At 45.2% G+C, this 18,036-nt stretch carries 15 protein-coding genes, 2 tRNA genes and 1 riboswitch; of the genes, 3 read left to right on the forward strand and 14 right to left on the reverse strand.

Translation table 11 applies throughout. From position 1 onward, the window contains the following. Positions 1-8 precede the first annotated feature (8 nt). The 8 genes from HXT34_RS04505 to pgi form a co-directional block, all read right to left on the reverse strand. Positions 9-764 (reverse strand): ribonuclease HII, encoded by a 756-nt coding sequence (locus HXT34_RS04505; protein ID WP_421784570.1) that lies wholly within the window; start codon positions 762-764, stop codon positions 9-11. A gap of 91 nt (positions 765-855) precedes the next feature. After that, on the reverse strand, positions 856-1,644 hold the full coding sequence (lepB, locus tag HXT34_RS04510; protein WP_421784572.1) for a signal peptidase I: 789 nt from the start codon (positions 1,642-1,644) through the stop codon (positions 856-858). A gap of 28 nt (positions 1,645-1,672) precedes the next feature. Beyond that, the gene (rplS, locus tag HXT34_RS04515) at positions 1,673-2,038 is read right to left on the reverse strand and encodes a 50S ribosomal protein L19 (RefSeq protein ID WP_004105329.1); all 366 of its coding nucleotides are present in this window, start codon (positions 2,036-2,038) and stop codon (positions 1,673-1,675) included. A 247-nt stretch (positions 2,039-2,285) separates the two neighbouring features. Next, positions 2,286-3,800 (reverse strand): nitrate/sulfonate/bicarbonate ABC transporter ATP-binding protein, encoded by a 1,515-nt coding sequence (locus tag HXT34_RS04520; protein ID WP_421784574.1) that lies wholly within the window; start codon positions 3,798-3,800, stop codon positions 2,286-2,288. Positions 3,801-3,880: 80 nt separating this feature from the next. Next, entirely contained in the window at positions 3,881-5,629 is a 1,749-nt protein-coding gene (locus HXT34_RS04525; protein ID WP_410309397.1) for an ABC transporter permease, read from the reverse strand. Between the two features lie 186 nt (positions 5,630-5,815). Continuing rightward, on the reverse strand, positions 5,816-5,962 hold the full coding sequence (locus HXT34_RS04530; RefSeq protein WP_004574037.1) for a hypothetical protein: 147 nt from the start codon (positions 5,960-5,962) through the stop codon (positions 5,816-5,818). A 104-nt stretch (positions 5,963-6,066) separates the two neighbouring features. Continuing rightward, a riboswitch (M-box (ykoK) riboswitch) is annotated at positions 6,067-6,227 on the reverse strand. Between the two features lie 384 nt (positions 6,228-6,611). Next, positions 6,612-7,799, reverse strand: a complete 1,188-nt coding sequence (locus HXT34_RS04535; RefSeq protein WP_415689184.1) for a hypothetical protein — start codon at positions 7,797-7,799, stop codon at positions 6,612-6,614. A 692-nt stretch (positions 7,800-8,491) separates the two neighbouring features. Next, entirely contained in the window at positions 8,492-10,186 is a 1,695-nt protein-coding gene (pgi, locus tag HXT34_RS04540; RefSeq protein WP_391496278.1) for a glucose-6-phosphate isomerase, read from the reverse strand. Between the two features lie 654 nt (positions 10,187-10,840). Here pgi and HXT34_RS04545 point away from each other — a divergent pair. Beyond that, positions 10,841-10,913, forward strand: a tRNA-Thr gene (locus tag HXT34_RS04545). Between the two features lie 70 nt (positions 10,914-10,983). Beyond that, positions 10,984-11,064, forward strand: a tRNA-Leu gene (locus tag HXT34_RS04550). A gap of 12 nt (positions 11,065-11,076) precedes the next feature. Here HXT34_RS04550 and HXT34_RS04555 read toward each other — a convergent pair. The 3 genes from HXT34_RS04555 to HXT34_RS04565 all read right to left on the reverse strand — a co-directional run bounded on the left by HXT34_RS04555 (position 11,077) and on the right by HXT34_RS04565 (position 14,758). After that, positions 11,077-11,763 carry a non-canonical purine NTP pyrophosphatase gene (locus HXT34_RS04555; protein WP_421784577.1) on the reverse strand — a complete coding sequence of 229 codons (687 nt, stop codon included), beginning with the start codon at positions 11,761-11,763 and terminating at the stop codon, positions 11,077-11,079. A gap of 22 nt (positions 11,764-11,785) precedes the next feature. Continuing rightward, a complete protein-coding gene (rph, locus tag HXT34_RS04560; protein WP_004105347.1) occupies positions 11,786-12,547 on the reverse strand; it encodes a ribonuclease PH in 762 nt (253 codons plus the stop codon). Between the two features lie 66 nt (positions 12,548-12,613). Continuing rightward, on the reverse strand, positions 12,614-14,758 hold the full coding sequence (locus HXT34_RS04565) for an ABC-F family ATP-binding cassette domain-containing protein (protein WP_421784579.1): 2,145 nt from the start codon (positions 14,756-14,758) through the stop codon (positions 12,614-12,616). A gap of 158 nt (positions 14,759-14,916) precedes the next feature. Here HXT34_RS04565 and rnc point away from each other — a divergent pair, with 158 nt between their 5' ends. Beyond that, positions 14,917-15,747 (forward strand): ribonuclease III, encoded by an 831-nt coding sequence (rnc, locus tag HXT34_RS04570; protein WP_421784581.1) that lies wholly within the window; start codon positions 14,917-14,919, stop codon positions 15,745-15,747. Positions 15,748-15,840: 93 nt separating this feature from the next. On the opposite strand, the gene rpmF is transcribed toward rnc, so the two are convergent. From rpmF to HXT34_RS04585, 3 genes are all read right to left on the reverse strand, one after another. Then, entirely contained in the window at positions 15,841-16,035 is a 195-nt protein-coding gene (gene rpmF / locus HXT34_RS04575; RefSeq protein ID WP_004574042.1) for a 50S ribosomal protein L32, read from the reverse strand. Between the two features lie 329 nt (positions 16,036-16,364). After that, positions 16,365-16,994, reverse strand: coding sequence for a YceD family protein (locus HXT34_RS04580; RefSeq protein WP_421784583.1), 630 nt, complete (start codon positions 16,992-16,994; stop codon positions 16,365-16,367). 2 nt (positions 16,995-16,996) lie between these two features. Beyond that, positions 16,997-18,031 (reverse strand): hypothetical protein, encoded by a 1,035-nt coding sequence (locus tag HXT34_RS04585; protein WP_421784585.1) that lies wholly within the window; start codon positions 18,029-18,031, stop codon positions 16,997-16,999. Positions 18,032-18,036 lie beyond the last annotated feature (5 nt).

Genomic DNA, 18,036 nt, shown 5'->3' on the forward strand with positions numbered 1-18,036 from the left:
CCCCTCGCTTATAAATGCCAAGACAGTCTATGTAAATCGCTAGGTCCTACTTTTTTAATGGCATTTCGATGAGCCAAGGATCCGTAACCCTTATTACTTTCCCAATCGTAGGCTGCATATTTCGGATTTTTAGCAAGAGATACCATAAGATTATCCCTAGTAACTTTTGCCAAAACTGCAGCTGCAGCTACGCTCGCGCACTGCCTGTCTGCTTTTACTAAAGTATGAACTTTTACAGGCTCAGGAATGTAAGGAGCGTCAAAAGTATTCGCGACTTTGTCAATATAATCGCAAGGTCCATCCAATATTGCTGCAATACGAAAGTTTGAATTTGCAAACGAATTTGCACCCAACTTTGCACCAGAATCCGCATTTACGCTAAAACTTAGCTTTTTAATATCTTCCTCAACTTTAGAAATTGCTTTTAATGCAGCAACACCAAGCGCATAGCTAATACCCCACTCATCAATTTCTGTGTTAGTGCAAGACCCGACTGCCCAAGTTGTACACCATTTTTGCAACGGTTCATAAAGCTCTTCTCGACGCTTTTCACTAAGCAATTTAGAATCAGCTAAGCCCTCGGGCATATAGTTTTCTTTTACTTGTTTAATTCCAATAACTGCAGCTCCTACCATCACAGGACCTGCAAGAGAGCCTCTTCCTACTTCATCAAGACCGATAACCCAATCATAGCCTTCGCAAAGCAGATCTTTCTCATATTCAAACGATGGAATAAGCGGTATATTGGATGATTTATTTGGCATAATTAAAATCAGTTTGTATAAGTCGCGCTAATACGATTGCTCTAATACAATTTCGTTAATAACATTGCGTTAATAAATTGCGTTAATACTTTTATTTTGCAGGACGATCAGGCACATCTTTAAAATCATCATGGTGTTCGTCTAAAAGACCAATTCGATCAAGCGGCCACGATCTAAACACAGCAACGCCCTCGATTTTGGAAATCGGGACTAAACCGTCATCGCCGTCATTGCGATGATATCGTGAATCCGCAGAATTAGAACGATTATCGCCCAAAACAAACACGTGACCGGCTTTGACTTTTACTTTAAACGGAAAAGCACTCGGGTCAACACCAGGACGAATATAAGAAGATTCTCGTATTGGAACACCGTTTACAACAATAGGCTGCCCAGCGCCTTTACATTCAACAGTATCTCCAGGCAAACCAATAAGACGCTTAATTAAATCCTTGCCAACAGCACCGGAAGAATTTTCACCACTCAACCAATGTGCAGGATCCTCAAAAACAACAATATCTCCACGTTTTAATGGGAATAAGCGCGGAGTTAGCTTAGTCGTAATAACATAATCGCCAATATGAATAGTATCTAGCATAGAGCCAGAAGGAATTGTGTAAGCTCCAAATAGGAACACGCGAATAAGTATCACCACTAATACTGGAATACCAAACCATGTTACGGCATCGCGCAAAGTTAGGCGGTCATTTTTAGCACGCTTAGAATGTGCAAAATGCTTACCTTTTCTATTTTTGCGCTTAAACATGCGAGAGCCGGAAGGTAAATCTCCTTCCGGCTCTGGCGGAACCGGTGAAGGATCTATACCATGACCCGCTACTGAAACGATATGAGTATCGCTAATTTGCGTGTCATCAGTCATAACAAATACCCTTCACATAAGTTCTATTTTACTTAGCAGAGTTATCGCGACGCTCAGCAATACGAGCAGCCTTACCACGCAAAGCGCGCAAGTAGTAAAGCTTAGCGCGACGAACGCGACCGCTACGAACCAGCTTAATCGAATCGATAGCTGGAGAATGAAGTGGGAAACGACGCTCAACACCAGTGCCGAAGCTCACCTTACGAACAACGAAAGTTTCACGCACGCCAGCACCCTTACGAGCAATCACAACGCCGGTGAAAGTCTGAATACGAGTGTTGTTGCCTTCCTGAATCTTAACGTTGACGTCAACGGTATCGCCAGGACGGAAAGCTGGAATTTCTTCAGCAGCCTTAAGATGCTTAGCATCAAATGCTTCTACAGCATTTACCATAATATTCCTCCATCGCCGCCGCATATCGACGCATAGTAAGCGTTAGCAACAAATGTGCTACGCAAATCTTTCCCTAAAAAGTTCGCTTTTTAGGGGGCTTCCGATCCGCGCAATCTTAAATAAGAAGCGACTAGACCTAAAAGATAAAAGAACTATGCGGCATCCCTTTATCGAAAGCATACAAGTACCAAATTTATGCTCAATAATGGACATTATCGAGCATAATTCCGCACTATTTAGCACTATTTCAGCGCACGACTCCATCGAGAGGAGCAGTTTCAACTGTACGAGTCAACTCGTCATCATCAGCGTCATAATCAAACAACTCGCCGTAACGACCCCAGCTAATTGCAATATCAAACTGCTGACGTGCCAAAGCATCCGTATGCTTACTGCGCAACAAATCCAAAATCAGCTCGCCACGAAGCTTTCCGTTACGATTCCTACTCAAAGCTTGATCAATTGCGTGAACAAGAGGCGCATGTTCAATCGCAAGACGAGCAAAAACTTGCTTACTGTGCAAAATATCGGCATTATGCCACTCTTCACCCTCAGAAGTGATAGTAATATGACCGTTTTCTGCAGTGAGCAAATTAAGCATCGTGCCAGCATCGACAAGTGGGAACAAATCATCAATCTCAAACGACAAATCAGCTGCCAAATCAGCCAAATCAATGCCATCTGGGCTTTCAGAAATCACGTCAAGCAAACCAGCCATGCCACCTGGTGTAGCATTTGGAAGCAAACGAACAGCCACAGGTTCTGCCTTTGCCTCACCTGCTTCAGCTTCATCCTCACTTTGCTTATCTTCATCTTCATCGTCATGGTGGCGCTGAATAAGCATATCTGCAATTGCTGCAGCTTCGTTATCTTCAGCATCTTCATTAGTTGCATTATTTGCTTGATCTTGAGAATCAGCATCTTCGCAAGTGTCTTGCTCTGCAGTGCTTTCTGGAGCAGAACCAGTCAAAATAGCATACAGATTATCAACCATCGCTTCAAATTCAGCACTGTGCTTATCTCGAGGACGAGGCAAATCAACATTCACATCAGCAATTAAGTGACCTGGATGAGATCCAAGAACCACAACGCGATCAGCCATTTGCACAGCTTCTTCAATATTGTGCGTCACAATAAGCACGGACTTAATATCTCGCTCCTCGCTAGACCACAGCTTAAGAACTTCCTGACGCAAGTTTTCTGCAGTAAGCACATCGAGAGCAGAGAATGGCTCGTCCATAAACAATGCATCCGGTCGTAGCACCAACGCGCGCGCAATACCAACTCGCTGACGCATACCGCCGGAAAGCTCCTTTGGATAAGCTGTTTCAAAGCCGTCCAAACCGATTGCGTCAATTGCAGCTAAAGCAAGCTCAGTACGCTTTTCTTTACTAACGCCTCTAGCACGCAAGCCAAGTTCCACATTGTCTTGTACTGTAAGCCACGGCATAAGAGCGAAGGTTTGAAATACGATTGCAACCCCTGGGTTTGGGCCTGTCAGCTCGCGTCCGCGATACGTTACTGTGCCTTCTGTTGGCTGCACAAGACCAGCCATTGTGCGTAGGAAAGTTGATTTTCCAGCACCAGAGCGTCCCAATATTGCCACGATTTCACCTTCGCGAAGAGTGAAAGAAATATCGTGCAAAACGTGCTGAGTAGTGCCACTGTCAGAAGTGAAGCTTTGACTGATGTGCTTTGCGTCGATAATATCGCTTGTAATTGAGGATTGCACTTTTTTTGCATTGCTATTTAAAGTATTCATAATTTTGCCAATCTTTTTCATAAAATTTTGTTATTTTAAGCGATTTATTAGTAAATTTTATTAGTCGATTTGTTAGTCGATTAATTCAATACGTAACGTTTTTCGGAAATACGTTGCATTGGCGACCAGAATAATCGGTTGCTTAAAACAACAATCAAGCTCATAACAGTTACGCCAACTAAAGTGCGCGCAGAATCTCCTAAAGTGGTTGCATTAGTAATATATGCACCCAAACCCTGAGTTTCCATGTGGTTCTTTCCATATTCCACAATCTCAGACACAATCGAAGCATTCCATGCACCGCCTGCAGCTGTAATACCGCCAGTGCACCATGAACCGAAAATAGACGGCAAAATAAGCGTCTTCCATCGCAAAGTACGATCCAAGCGGAAGCTGCGCGTCATTTCACGCAAATCATCAGGAATAGCACTAGCACCTGCAATAACATTGAACAGAATGTACCATTGCGTGCCAAGAGCCATCAAAATAATGCTTCCCCAACCAAGATCAATATGCCAAGCCATAAACCAAGCCATAGCAAACGGGAATATGAAGTTTGCTGGGAAGCTAGCAAGAATTTGCACTATAGGCTGCATAATACGCGAAATCTTAGGATTCATGCCGATTACAACACCAACAGGAACCCAAATAAGCGAACTTATTAAAATCAACGCAGCAACGCGCATAAAAGTGATGCCACCAAGCATGCCTGCAGTAATAAACTCATGCAAACCTGCAGTTGTATACACAAAGTAAAGCATATGAGCAGCGCCAGCAGCCACAATAATTATCATAATAACGTTAAATACCCAATCACCAAGCTTATGCTGAGCAGCCTTATGAGGCCACTTGGAGCCTGTGCGACCGAATGGACGCGTTATTTTTTCAAGCCACTCGCGAATTGGCAAAAACAGTTTACTAATAACTTCATCTGCATGAGAGTGACGAATAAGAGTCAAAATAGCACTGTGACGCTCATTATCAGATGCGCTTTGCGTAATGCGGAAACGCTCAGCCCAAGCTGTAAGTGGCTTCCACAAGAAGAAGTCAAGTGCCAAAACAACAATCACCATCGACAAAATAGCCCACCAAATAAGACCAAGCTTATTTTCAGCAGCAGCTTGTGCCACAAAACTACCGATGCCAGGAAGAGCGTAAGTGTGATTATTTACGGAAATCATTTCCGAAGCTGTAAGGAAGAACCATCCGCCTCCAACAGACATCATGCAATTCCAAAGCAGCGGAATCATTGCGTTAGGCATGTCTAGCACCCAGAAACGTTGCCAATGTGTGAGTTGCAAACTACGAACTGCCTCATCCAGTTCCTTTGGCTCGCTGAGCAGCGAACGGTGGAACGAAAAAGTCATATTCCATGCTTGACTCGTAAAAATAGCAAAAATCGAAGCAGCTTCAACACCAAGCATCGATCCAGGGAAAATCACCAACCAAATAGTAACAGTTGCCGAAAGGAAGCCAAGAATTGGAACTGATTGCAAAATATCTAGAAGAGGAATAAGCACCTTGCCAAGCCTACGACTGCGAGCTGCAAGAGAGCCATAAACAATAGTAAAAATAAGAGATGCAACTAATGCGATCAGCATGCGAAATACTGAGCGCAAAGTGTAGTAAGGCAAATTGATTAAGTCCGTGGAAACCTTAGATGGTATGCCACTTGGACCAATCGGCTGATTTATGCGCTGAATAAGGAAGGCAGTTACGCCAAAAACGGCAATAATGCCAACGCACACAATAATATCCGACCAGAAACGAGTGTTCTCGTCGACTTGCGCACCTGCGCTTTCTTTGCGCGAAGTTGTAAATACGGTCATAATAAAGTCCTCGAATATTTAGATTTTCGTAAATTCTTTCGTAAATATCTGCGTAACTTTTCTTGTGTAAATTCTTGCGTAGCCGTATCACCATTGATTACGTTACAGGCGCAAATAACTAGAACTCACGTTTTAACTTCGCAAATTATATTTCGTAAATTATATTTCGCAAGTTGTATTAGCAAGCTATATATTTCGCAAGTTTTGCAACCTAAATTCGGTGATTGCCGGCTTCATATATTCAGGAGGAACATCCGAACTACTACTGCCAATAGTGTCGGAGCCTTCATCAGTACGAGTACTAGAATTATGGCTTTTACTGTCATGTTTCACGGCAAATCACCTCCTTAAGTTAGTGCGCTGCCGGCGCAAATCTTCATCATTGAATCGGAGGTTTACAAGATAACAGAGGCGCATCAAAACACACAAATGCATGTTAAGCGTGCCACGTCGTTCAAGCTTCAGCTTCGCAGGGCGGTGGCGTTGCATTAGTCGAAGCCTTGAATTCGACAACGACTGTTAACCAGCGTGCAGTGTCTCCACTGTGTTGCGGCAGCAACCCTTATCCCCGTGGTAGCCTTACCTACCGACCGTGCTCATTATAAATTATTGCTGCACTTGTGTCAATGCATCAAAACACATTGTGATGCCGCAAAGCACATTGTAATGCCGCAAAAGGCGCAGCTTTATCGTTTAAAAGTAGGATTTTAGGCAATAAAAAAGCTTTCGGCTTTGAATGAGCCCCTAGTAGCTCAAACAAAACCGAAAGCCAAACACACTCAACAGCAGAAAAAGCAAACAAGAACCAGCAAATGCTGTGAAAAAAGGAATTTTAGCAAAACAGCATAGCCAGCAAAACAAGCAAACTTAAATCTGCCAGAGCAAAGAGCCCTACACTCTATGCCATTGTTGAGTGCAAGATTATTGTGGTGAGCGCATTCATATTTGAAATACGCTCACCATGCACATTTAGCGCTTTAGCTTAGTGACGGATCTTGCGAAGAGCAGCACCCATGCCAGCAAGCACAGAAGCAGCAACAGCAGCCATAGCTACAGCAGCACCACTCTGAGGAAGCTTGGCAGCAGCAGCGGCAGATGCACCGTTTGCTTCAGCGGAAGCAGCATTGTTCTTCTTGTTGTTCTGCTGAGCAGAAGCCTTGCTCTTAGTAGCAGCCTGAACAGCAGGACCGAACTTACCGCTCACAGCAGCAGCATAATTTTCCTTTGCACCTGGAACAGGGTTGAAGCTCACATCCAAAGGATCAGCAGTCACAACATGTGGCAACAAAGCTGGGTTCACACCAACAGACACTGCATAATCATACGCAACCTTGTAAGCCTGCAAAGCGTCGTTATAAACATCCTTAGCAGCAAGAGCAGCATCATAAGTCTTAGTGTAATCAGCCTCAGCATCATTATAAGCTGCAGTTGCGCGAGTCAAATGAGCATTAGCACGGTTTACAGCATCCTGCAAACGCTGTTCCTTAGCAGAATCATTCACACCAGAAGCCCTGAAGTTCTCAAGAGCCGTAGTAGCAGCATTGAAGGCAGCTGTACGAGCATTCAACTCAGCCTGAGCCTTAAGGAACTTAGCCTTAGCATCGTAGTAAGCCTTCTTAGCCTTAGCGAAAGCATTATCAGCATTATCTAAGGTCATCTTTGCTGCGCGAACATTATCAATAGCCTCATCCTTCTTATCAGGATCTGGAGTAGAGCAGGTATTCTCAAATTCCAAAGCGCGAAGATACAAATTATGCAAACGCTCTGCTGCAGCATTCTTTGTATTGTAAGCAGCCAAGTCATCTACATACTTATTAGTAGCTTCTACAAAAGCCTTCGTAGCTACATACTTTTCTGCATTATCATTGTTAGCAGTTACACCAGCCTTCATCTTAAGCTTGCCCTCATTAGCAGTATCATTCTCATACATGGAGGAATCAACCTTATCGCCTGCTACTGGCTTAACTGGCTGAGCTGGAACAAGCTTCTTAGCAGCTTCCCAATCCTTCTTAGCCTGGGCAGTAACATCAGCATTCTTGCTCTTAAGAGGCTTTTCAGCTGGGCAAGTATCTGGAACAGTAACATCAGCCATTGCTGGAGCAGCAAAAGCGAAACCGGAGAGGAGGGTGGCGCCAGCAGCGAATGCGGCGATAGCCTTCTTATTCAACATAATATTTTCCTTTCTTCTTCTCCTTCGCACCATGTGTGCGAAGAAAAATCTAAATATTCACAATTTAAGTTTTTGTGAACAACTACCAGCGCAGAACGTCTGGCTGGAAGCTGTTATTAACATACCCCCCCCCGTTCGCAAAAGTCAAGAGCCGACACGCAGCTCACTAACAAAAAACATCGATGTTTTTGCGGAAATATTTCAGTCAAACTATTTTCAAGAGTAAAAAATACAGTATTACGCGTTATTTTTCGTAAAAATGTCAATTTCAAGGTTTTTAAAGATTTTTCTCAGAAAACTCTCAGGAAACTCCTGAATACTCCCCAAGCCAGCCGCAAAACCGTTGCAATATAGCCACTCTTGTTCGACACGCCGAAACTACATTTGCGTAAGCGCGACCGAATTCCCAATGCAATACCACACAAATCTACCCTGCCTTCGTCTTTACTGACTCAGGCAGTCCTCGCTTGCGTTGAAAGCACACTGTGCTTTCAACCCTGAGCAAGCTCGGCGCTCCGAGTTGCTTTCGTGCGCGCAATGCTACACTCAAGCAGGACGTCGCGCACGCTCGACACAGCCTAACACTTATAAAACTCAGCAACAGACGCTAAACAAAAAGCCTCTTGACGAATTAACGCCAAGAGGCTTTAAACTAGCAATCGCTAAAAACGATTGCCTATATGACTACTATCTTACTTGCGATGAGCGCGATAGAAGCGAATCAAGCTCTGCGTAGAAGCATCCTGAGCTGCCAAAGCATCATCATCCTTAGAGATTGCAGGAGTAATCTGCTTTGCAAGCTGCTTACCAAGCTCCACACCCCACTGATCGTAGGAATCCAAGCCCCACACAGTGCCTTCAACGAAGGTAATGTGCTCGTAGAGAGCAATAAGCTCGCCCAAGCTAAATGGAGTCAAAGCATCGCCGAAAATGGACGTGGTTGGACGGTTGCCCTTGAACACGCGAGCTGGCACAATCTCTTCTGGAGTGCCTTCAGCGCGAACTTCATCAGCAGTCTTGCCGAAAGCAAGAGCCTTAGTCTGTGCAAGGTAATTGCCCAAGAAGAGCTCGTGCACATCCTGATCGCCATCCTTAGTAGGATTTGGCGTGTTCACGAAAGCAATGAAATCAGCTGGAATAAGCTGAGTGCCCTGGTGAATCAACTGGTAGAAAGCGTGCTGGCCGTTTGTGCCTGGCTCGCCCCAGAAGATTTCGCCGGTTTCGCTTGTTACAGGAGTGCCATCCCAGCGCACAGACTTACCGTTGGATTCCATGGTGAGCTGCTGCAAATAAGCTGGGAAGCGGTGCAAGTACTGGTCGTATGGAAGCACAGCGTGGGAAGCAACCTTGTAGAAGTTGCGGTACCAAACGTTGAGCATACCGAGAAGCACAACAACATTCTTCTCGAATGGAGTCTCAGCGAAGTAGGTATCGATTGCGTGGAAGCCCTTCAAGAACTCTTCGAAGCGCTCTGGGCCGAGAACAACAGCCAAGGAAGTACCAACAGCGGAATCCACAGAGTAACGACCGCCAACCCAGTTCCAGAAGCCAAAAGCGTTGGTTGGGTTAATGCCGAACTCTTCAACCTTCTCAAGATTGGTGGAAACAGCCACGAAGTGCTTAGCAACAGCTTCAGCCTTCTTTGCGTCGCTTCCGTCAATAGCGCCGGACTCCTGAAGCTTGTTAAGCAACCAGGTGCGAGCGGTGCGAGCGTTAGTCAAAGTCTCCAAAGTGGTGAAGGTCTTGGAAACAATGATGAAAAGCGTAGTTTCTGGATCCAAATCCTTGGTCTTTTCTGCCATGTCGTTTGGATCAATGTTAGAAACGTAGCGAGCGCTAATGCCAGCATCAGCATATGGCTTCAAGGCTTCGTAAACCATGACTGGACCCAAATCAGAGCCGCCGATACCAATGTTTACAACGGTCTTAATGTTCTTGCCGGTAACGCCCTTCCAAGCGCCGGAACGAACTTCGTTAGCGAAATCGTAAATGCGACCCAATACTTCACGCACGTCTGCAACGGTATCTTGACCGTCAACAATGAACTTGCCAGCATCCTCTGCAGGACGACGCAAAGCAGTGTGCAAAACTGCACGATCTTCTGTATTGTTAATGTGCACGCCGGTGTACATTGCCTTAGTGCGCTCGTCAAGCTTTACAGCCTTTGCAAGGTCTGCGAAAAGCTTAAGAGTTTCAGGCTTAATTAAATTCTTAGAAAGATCGAAGTGGAGATCTCCAGCTTCGAAGCTCAACTTATCCACGCGATTTGCATCCTCGGCAAACCACTTCTTCAGGCAAACGCCTTCTGATTGCAACTCGTCGTAATGCTTCTGCAATGCAGCCCACTCTGGGGTTTTTACGGCGTCAACTGGCGGATTGATGGCCATTGTAAGGTCCTTTCATTTCTTCAACTTACGTGACAGCAATCGTCACTATAGTCCAATTCACAAGATACTCACAAAAGCAGACAGAAACACGCGAAGCTTAACACAAAAATGAACACAATCACACTGATTAATTCACGGCGCGAGTTTTGTCTGGTGTTTGGCTGGCGGGTTCCATATGTGGCTGTGTGAGATAGGAATTACTTGTCTCGCAGCGCTCCGCTCTTATACCTTATTTGGACTTAGCGGTTGCGTAGTTAAGTTTAGTTTTTTACTTACTTTTTCTGCAAAAATAGTATTCGTCACTAAGATTATTACTATCGTTCCGCTTTTATATTGCTCGACCAAGCAATTCCTATCTCCCACTACTAGTAAAACCGCTAGTGTTCTGTGGTGCGGTAGGTGCGTCTGGCGTGATGTTTGCAGCAGCACGGACGCTAGTGTCCTCTATGCAATAAGTACTCAACGTCTGCAGAGCACAACTGCAAAACTTCATGAACGTGCAAGCATCCAATCAGTGCGAAAAATCTCAAATCTCTACCACACGAATATCCACATTACGTATTATTGTACGGCGCGCCAAAGTGGACAAATTTAAAAAAATACGATAGAATACTTTTCTTGTGCGCGAGTCGCGAATGCGTCTCGGGCAACAATGCCGCTTTAGCTCAGTCGGTAGAGCGTCTCCCTCGTAATGAGAAGGTCGACAGTTCGATTCTGTCAAGCGGCTCTCTGACTCGCTCGAGTGTATTAATACTTTTGATTTGTTTTTATTCACTCGATTATTTATATGAGTCTATGCGCGAGTGGCGAAATGGTAGACGCGCAGGATTTAGGTTCCTGTGTCTTACGACGTGTGGGTTCAAGTCCCATCTCGCGCACGAAATTTTCGCTTACTCAGTAATAAATAATGCTTTCAACTCCGGCAAAAGCGCGCGCAAAGCATTACCTCTGTGCGAAATAGCATTCTTTTCTTCTTGAGTCAGCTCCGCGCTAGTCAAACCTTTCATTTGCACACCATCGCGAATAGGCTGAATATCTGGCACAAATAGCGGATCATAGCCGAAACCGTTAGTTCCGCGCTCCTCGCGCAACAAGTGACCAACCATTTCTCCGACTCGAACAGTCTCAAAGCCGTGAGAATGCGACATAACACTGCCTTCAGGAACCTCACTGCACCCATCCGGAATAGCAAGAGCTGCAGCACAACGAAAACGAGCAGTACGACATTGATCTGGAATATCAGAAAGTTGGCGCAAAAGAAGCTCATTATTAGCTTTATCATCTCCATGAACACCACTCCACCTGGCAGAAAGAATACCAGGTGCAGCACCAAGCACGTCGACAATAAGACCCGAATCGTCTGCAATAGCTGGATAACCTGTTCTTGCAGCAACATCACGCGCTTTGAGCAAAGCATTCTGTTCAAAAGTTACGCCAGTTTCCACAGGATCAGGCAAGCCAAGAGAACCTGCAGTTACTAACTCGAAACTGTTTGCCAGCTTCGACAACTGCTCCTCTAAAATTTGCTTGATTTCAACGAGTTTTCCCTCATTATGTGTTGCCACAATAAGCTTCACGCCCGTTCTCCTTCAATCTCTTCTATTTTGCTAAAGCGGCTTTTTGAGCAGCTTGCAATTCGCGATTACCTTTAGTTGCCAAATCAAGTAAAGTATTTAATTCGTCGCGATTAAACGGACGATGTTCTGCAGTGCCTTGAATTTCAATGAAAGTGCCGGAACCTGTCATAGCTACGTTCATATCTGTCATAGCTTGACTGTCTTCAACATAAGGCAAATCAAGCATAGGCGTGCCGTTAATAACGCCTACAGAAACAGCGGAAATAGAATCCTTAATAACACTTGCAGCAGAGCGAATATGACCATTCTTTTCTGCCCAATTAAGCGCATCTACCAAAGCTACATAAGCTCCAGTTACTGAAGCAGTACGAGTTCCACCATCCGCTTGCAACACGTCGCAATCAATTTGAATCTGGCACTCACCCATTGCTTTCATATCGACTACACCGCGCAAGCAGCGACCAATAAGACGACTAATTTCGTGAGTGCGACCACCAATTTTTCCACGCACAGATTCGCGATCAGTACGCTCAGCTGTTGCTCTAGGAAGCATAGAATATTCGGCAGTTACCCAACCCAAACCGGAATCTCTACGCCAACGAGGCACACCAACCGTAAAAGTTGCAGTGCACATTACGCGCGTATTGCCACACTCAATAAGCACAGAACCTTCAGGAACATCAGTAAATTTACGTGTTATGCGCACAGGCCGGAGCTCGTCAACATTACGACCGTCAACGCGAATTGGTTTTACAGATTCCAACATATCCTTGATTTGAGTCATACCTCACAAATTTAGCACGTGGCTGTTATCTTCTATTTTATCTTCTTAGCGCGCAGCAATTTTGTACTAAAGCTGCTCAGAAAGCTCCATCCACTCATCCTCAAGAGCACTGGTTTCTTGCTCGTTTTTTTGAAGATCTTCGTTAAGAGATTGAAGCCCCACAAAGTCACTTGGGTTGTGAGCAGCCATTTGCGCTTCAATTTGCGACTTTTCTTCTTCAAGCTTTGAAAGTTTTCGCTCGATTGCAGAAACTCGCCTTGCAGCATCGTGATAGGCTTTGCCGGTGAGTTTCGGCGCACTTTCTGTACTTTCTGAACTTTCTTGGCTTTCTTTACTTTCTTTACTTCCTTTAGTTGAAGAATTCGCAGTACTTGAAGCATTCGCAGTATTTGAAGTTCCAGCAGTACTGGTATTACTAGCAGCACTCTCAGCATTCGCAGCGCTAATGCCATTTTCGTGGTCGCGCTGCAACTTTTCTACAATTTGCAAATACTCATCTACACCGCCTGGAAGGTGACGAATTTTGCCGTCAATAAGCGCAAATTGCTGGTCTGTTACGCGCTCAAGCAAGTAGCGATCGTGAGAAACAACAATCAAAGTGCCGGGCCAAGTATCGAGCAAATCTTCCATAACTGCAAGCATGTCAGTGTCGAGATCGTTTCCAGGCTCATCCATAATCAGCACGTTTGGTTCGTTTAGCAAAATCAGCAGCAACTGCATACGTCGCTTTTGACCGCCCGAAAGATCCGCAATTGGTGTCATAAGCTGCTCAGGCTTAAAACCAAGCCTTTCCATAAGCTGACCGGGAGTCACTTCTTTGCCATCGATAATATAGCTAGGCTTATAGCGACTTAAAACTTCTTTTACTTTATATTTTCCAAGCTTTTCAAGCTCTTCTAGACGCTGCGAAAGCACGGCAAATTTTACAGTCTTGCCAATATTTACGTGTCCAAGCGTAGGCTTTAGAGATCCGTCAATAATGCTTAATAATGTTGATTTTCCTGCTCCATTCGCGCCCACAATTCCAAAACGATCTCCTGGTCCTATAAGCCAAGTTGCATCGTCTAAAATCATGCGTCCAGTAATAGTTTTGCGAGATGCAGCTGCAGTTTCTGCAATGTTTTCTTCGCTCGTAGCAGTATTTTCCGCAGTATTTTCTTGACTCTCATCAACGGCAATAGTAACGCTTCCTATGTGAGTTGGTTGCGCAAAAGCAGATTCTACGATATCGACTTTATTTGATTTTTCCGCATTATCTTCACCTAAAGATGCGTTTTCTGCAATATCCGGATCAATATTTTTTAGCTGCTGAGCGTTGTCAAAAATTTGCGTAACGTCAATTAAATCAACAACTTGCTTACCAAGACGCGAAGTTGCCATTTTCTTCAATTCAAGAGTGTCTCTTAACGGCGGCACATCTGCAATAAGCTCACGCGCTTGCTTTACGTGGAACTTTTGCTTAGTAGAACGCGCACGAGCACCCCTAGAAAGCCAAGCTAACTCTTTTCTCGCCAAATTTCTGCGACGCTCTTCGCGCACATCCGCTTGGCGTTCGCGCTCCACGCGTTGCATCATATAAGCGCTGTAACCACCCTCGAAAGGATCAATTACACCGTCGTGCACTTCCCACATCGAAGTGCAAACCTCATCTAAGAACCAGCGGTCGTGCGTCACAATCAAAAGCGCACCTTGACCGTCCTGCCAACGGTGAAGAAGATGCTCCGCAAGCCAATGAATCGTCACAACGTCCAAATGATTCGTAGGCTCATCCAAAGCCAAAATATCCCAGTCATGCAACAATAATCTTGCTAAATCTGCGCGCCTGCGCTGGCCTCCAGAAAGCGTGCCTACTTTTGCTTCCAAATTTATGCCACCAAGAAGCGCTTCTACAATTTCACGCGAACGCTGATCTGCAGCCCACTCGTAATCTTCGCGATTTTCAAGAGCAGCCTCGCGCACAGTTGCGTTATCGTCCAATGGATCTCGCTGATCCAACATGCCAAAAGTAAGCCCACCACGCTTCGTAACACGACCAGAATCAGGCTGCATTTTACCGGCAAATAGTCGAAGTAGCGTTGACTTTCCGTCACCATTTTTTCCAACAATACCGATTCTGTCGCCTTCAAAAACACCTTGAGTTACGTCTGTAAAAATCGTTTTTGTAGCAAATTCTAGCGAAACTCGTTCTAATCCCAAATCATACGTAGGCATAATCCACAAATATAGCTGGACACTTATACGAAAGGGAAAGAAAGGAAGAATATAGAAAATATAGAGGAATATAGAAAATATGGAAAAATACGAGCGCGAATACGAGCGCAAAGCTTAAAAGCACTTGTGTTGGTAGTAGGACTATAATAATACGTGCTATGAAAACTCAGAACAATCAACAAAATCAACAAAATATGCAGAGCAAACACAATCAAAATAATCAAAACAACTCACATGCGCAACACAACGAAGATGGAGTTTTGAGATTAGATGGCGATGAAACACGTCCTGGAGACCCAACGCAGGAACTTTTAAACGCTTTAGGCACAACTATTTCGCCGGATCTTTTGGTAGAAGCACTCACCCACCGCTCGTTCTCGCACGAACATCCTGGCACACGAAATTATGAGCGACTTGAGTTTTTGGGCGATGCTGTGCTTGAGTTAGTTTCTACGGAAACGCTGTTTTCTGCACATCCAGACATGACTGAAGGTCAGCTTGCAAAGATGCGAGCGAAAGCTGTGTCTGAATGGGCGCTTTCTGCTGTTGCGCGCGAAAAGCTGCATGTTGGCGCGTATATTCTTCTCGGTCGCGGAGAAATGGAGCAGGGCGGAAATAATAAAGATTCAATTTTGTGCGATATTGTTGAAGCGCTTATTGGTGCAACTTTTGTTGAACATGGAATTGATGAAGCTCGCAGAGTTGTGCATCGTTTGATTGACGACACTTTGGCGGAAGTGCTAACTGAAGGACCAGCTCTCGATTGGAAGACTTCGCTTACAGTCAAAGCTCACGATATGGGTTTGGAAGATCCAGAGTATCGAATGGCTGTTTCTGGGCCAGAATACGCTCCAGTGTTTGAAGCTCGCGCGGTTTTGGCGCATAAGGATGGCGACGAACTGCTGGGAGTCGGAAGTGGCTCTAGCAAACGAAAAGCGCAACTTGCAGCCGCCGAAATCGCTTGGCACACTCTCGACGCGCGTAAGTAACACCCACCCCTCACAGCCATATAAACTAAAACAATACGCAAGAAAAAGAAAAACCCTGCCACCCGTCGATGGCAGGGTTTCTGTTAATAAAACCTACTTGGTGTGCTCGGAGCGAATAGCTTCACGGTAAACACGACCACGGAAGGTTCCGCAAGATGGGCAAGCCATGTGTGGGAATGCCTGAGAACCGCAGTTCGGGCAAGTCACAGTCTGCACGGCAGACGCCTTCCAATTAGCGCGACGCGAATGCGTATTAGCACGCGAGGTCTTGTACTTAGGCAGTGCCATAATTCTTTCCTCTATTTCGTTCAATCGATTGAGCTTAAGCGTTCTGTATATTACAGCAAGCGCCGTACAAATTGCGCAACCTAATTTCTATTTAGTGCGACAGAAACTTTACAAGCGCGCGCAGTTTATGCCGCTTTTCAGCGAAAAAACGGCAATTACTTTACACCTACGTAAAGTTTCGGTCGAAATAAGGCTCGCAGACGGCAGAAACTTTACACCTACGTAAAGTTTCGGTCGGAAATCAACCCAAAAACGGCAGAAACTTTACACCTACGTAAAGTTTCGGTCGGAAATCAACCCAAAAACGGCAGAAACTTTACACGCACGTATTAATTCCGTTTTTCATTCTGCTCAAGCTGAGCTTTCAAATCCTCTAAAGCAGCAAAACGAATATCCGTAACGTCGTGATGATGATCTGGATGCTCGTTTAAGTTTTCGCCACACTGAGAGCAAAGTCCGCGACAATCCGGCTCGCACAACGGCTGTAACGGCAACTCACTTACCATAGTGTCGCGAATAAGAGCCTCAATATCCGCAAAATCGCCACCCGCAACTAGCGGATACACATTGCCCGACTCGTCATTTTCATCCCAAATTTGCGACTCGTCTTCATCCGCATCGCCACGAGTATTGCGATTATCCGAACGATTAGAACGCGAGTCAACATATGGAAAGAATACGCACACATCCACTTTCCAATCGCGACGAAGCGGCATCAAGCATCGAGTACATTCTGCATGCACCGGAGCAGTAATACTGCCCTGAAACATTAAGCCGTCAACCACAGCATCAAAATCGCCATCAACCATAACATCGCTGCCTGGCTTTACGCCAATAACGTAATCTCCAATGCCTTCCGGCGCCGGAAATACGCGATGCAACGACATGCTACTACCAGCGCGCGCAGCCATTTGCGCTACTGGAACAGCCCACGGTGATTGGGATGGATGCGAAGCCATTACTAATTCCTTTCCTCTTCATCATCGTCATACAATGATGAGCTAATGTCGTTTTGTACGTGCGCTGCAGCTCGACGACGATCTTCCAACACTCGCTGACCCGCTTGCACGTCTTGTTCTAATTTATCTAGCTGCTGCTTTAAGCCTTCCATAACAGTTGCGCAATACTGATCCGCACCTTGCGTAAGCTTGTCTGATTTTGCTTGCGCAGTAGCGAGAATATCGCGAGCTTTCTGTTTTGCTAAAGCCGTTACGTTTTCTTGACCTGCTAAGAATTGAGCACGCTCTTGCGCTTCTTCAATTATTTCTGCAGATTGAGATTGCGCTGAAGAAACAATAGAGCTTGCTTGTGCTTGCGCTGTACGCAAACGTCGCTCTGCTTCTCGCATTAATGCAGAAGCTCGCTCCAATTGCACAGGAAGCATATCTTTCAAACGTGCTAACTGGTCAACGAACTCATCGCGATCAATTTTTACCATTCCTGCAGCAAACAGAACATTCTTGGCTTCCGAAAGAGTTGTTTCCATTGCGTCAATAATGTCGTAAACTGTAGTAAATTCAGCGCGACTCTTTGAACGCACTTCATCGCTTACTGCTTCTGCATCTGCTTTTGAAGTTTCAGATTCATTTTCTTCAAAGTCAATAACGCCACCGTCTTCTCGCTCTCGTAAATCTGGAAGAGGGAAAGCAGAAAATGCTGACGAAGAAGCTGCTTTGCTATCTTTATTGTTATGCTTTGCACTATCAGCGCCATTACCACGCACATCTTCCGCAGCAGAAACACTTCCGACTGCTGCAACAGATGAAGTTTCTGTGTTGTCAGCATCTGTATCAACTAATAGGTCGCCTTCACGCGCACTTCGCACGTCGGATTGCGTTGTATTTACAACGCCGTCTTGAGCATCTTCTTCATCTGCGAGAACTGGATGTAATGGAAGCTTTTGATTGCGATCAACTTGCACTTCGCGCTCCATTGTGTCGTCTCCTTCACTAGATAATCCAGAAGTTGCGTCAGTAAGTTCATTTTTATTTGTCATCTTCT

The sequence above is a fragment of the Gardnerella sp. DNF00983 genome, assembly GCF_049244265.1.
Taxonomy (GTDB): domain Bacteria; phylum Actinomycetota; class Actinomycetes; order Actinomycetales; family Bifidobacteriaceae; genus Bifidobacterium; species Bifidobacterium vaginale_J.

Excerpts from the sequence above, each read along its gene's own strand:
- HXT34_RS04535 (WP_415689184.1), bottom strand. The coding sequence starts at position 7,799 with ATGTTGAATAAGAAGGCTATCGCCGCATTCGCTGCTGGCGCCACCCTC.
- rpmF (WP_004574042.1), bottom strand. The coding sequence starts at position 16,035 with ATGGCACTGCCTAAGTACAAGACCTCGCGTGCTAATACGCATTCGCGT.
- rnc (WP_421784581.1), top strand. The coding sequence starts at position 14,917 with ATGAAAACTCAGAACAATCAACAAAATCAACAAAATATGCAGAGCAAA.
- lepB (WP_421784572.1), bottom strand. The coding sequence starts at position 1,644 with ATGACTGATGACACGCAAATTAGCGATACTCATATCGTTTCAGTAGCG.
- pgi (WP_391496278.1), bottom strand. The coding sequence starts at position 10,186 with ATGGCCATCAATCCGCCAGTTGACGCCGTAAAAACCCCAGAGTGGGCT.
- HXT34_RS04520 (WP_421784574.1), bottom strand. The coding sequence starts at position 3,800 with ATGAATACTTTAAATAGCAATGCAAAAAAAGTGCAATCCTCAATTACA.
- HXT34_RS04580 (WP_421784583.1), bottom strand. The coding sequence starts at position 16,994 with ATGGCTTCGCATCCATCCCAATCACCGTGGGCTGTTCCAGTAGCGCAA.
- rph (WP_004105347.1), bottom strand. The coding sequence starts at position 12,547 with ATGACTCAAATCAAGGATATGTTGGAATCTGTAAAACCAATTCGCGTT.
- rplS (WP_004105329.1), bottom strand. The coding sequence starts at position 2,038 with ATGGTAAATGCTGTAGAAGCATTTGATGCTAAGCATCTTAAGGCTGCT.
- HXT34_RS04565 (WP_421784579.1), bottom strand. The coding sequence starts at position 14,758 with ATGCCTACGTATGATTTGGGATTAGAACGAGTTTCGCTAGAATTTGCT.
- HXT34_RS04525 (WP_410309397.1), bottom strand. The coding sequence starts at position 5,629 with ATGACCGTATTTACAACTTCGCGCAAAGAAAGCGCAGGTGCGCAAGTC.
- HXT34_RS04585 (WP_421784585.1), bottom strand. The coding sequence starts at position 18,031 with ATGACAAATAAAAATGAACTTACTGACGCAACTTCTGGATTATCTAGT.
- HXT34_RS04505 (WP_421784570.1), bottom strand. The coding sequence starts at position 764 with ATGCCAAATAAATCATCCAATATACCGCTTATTCCATCGTTTGAATAT.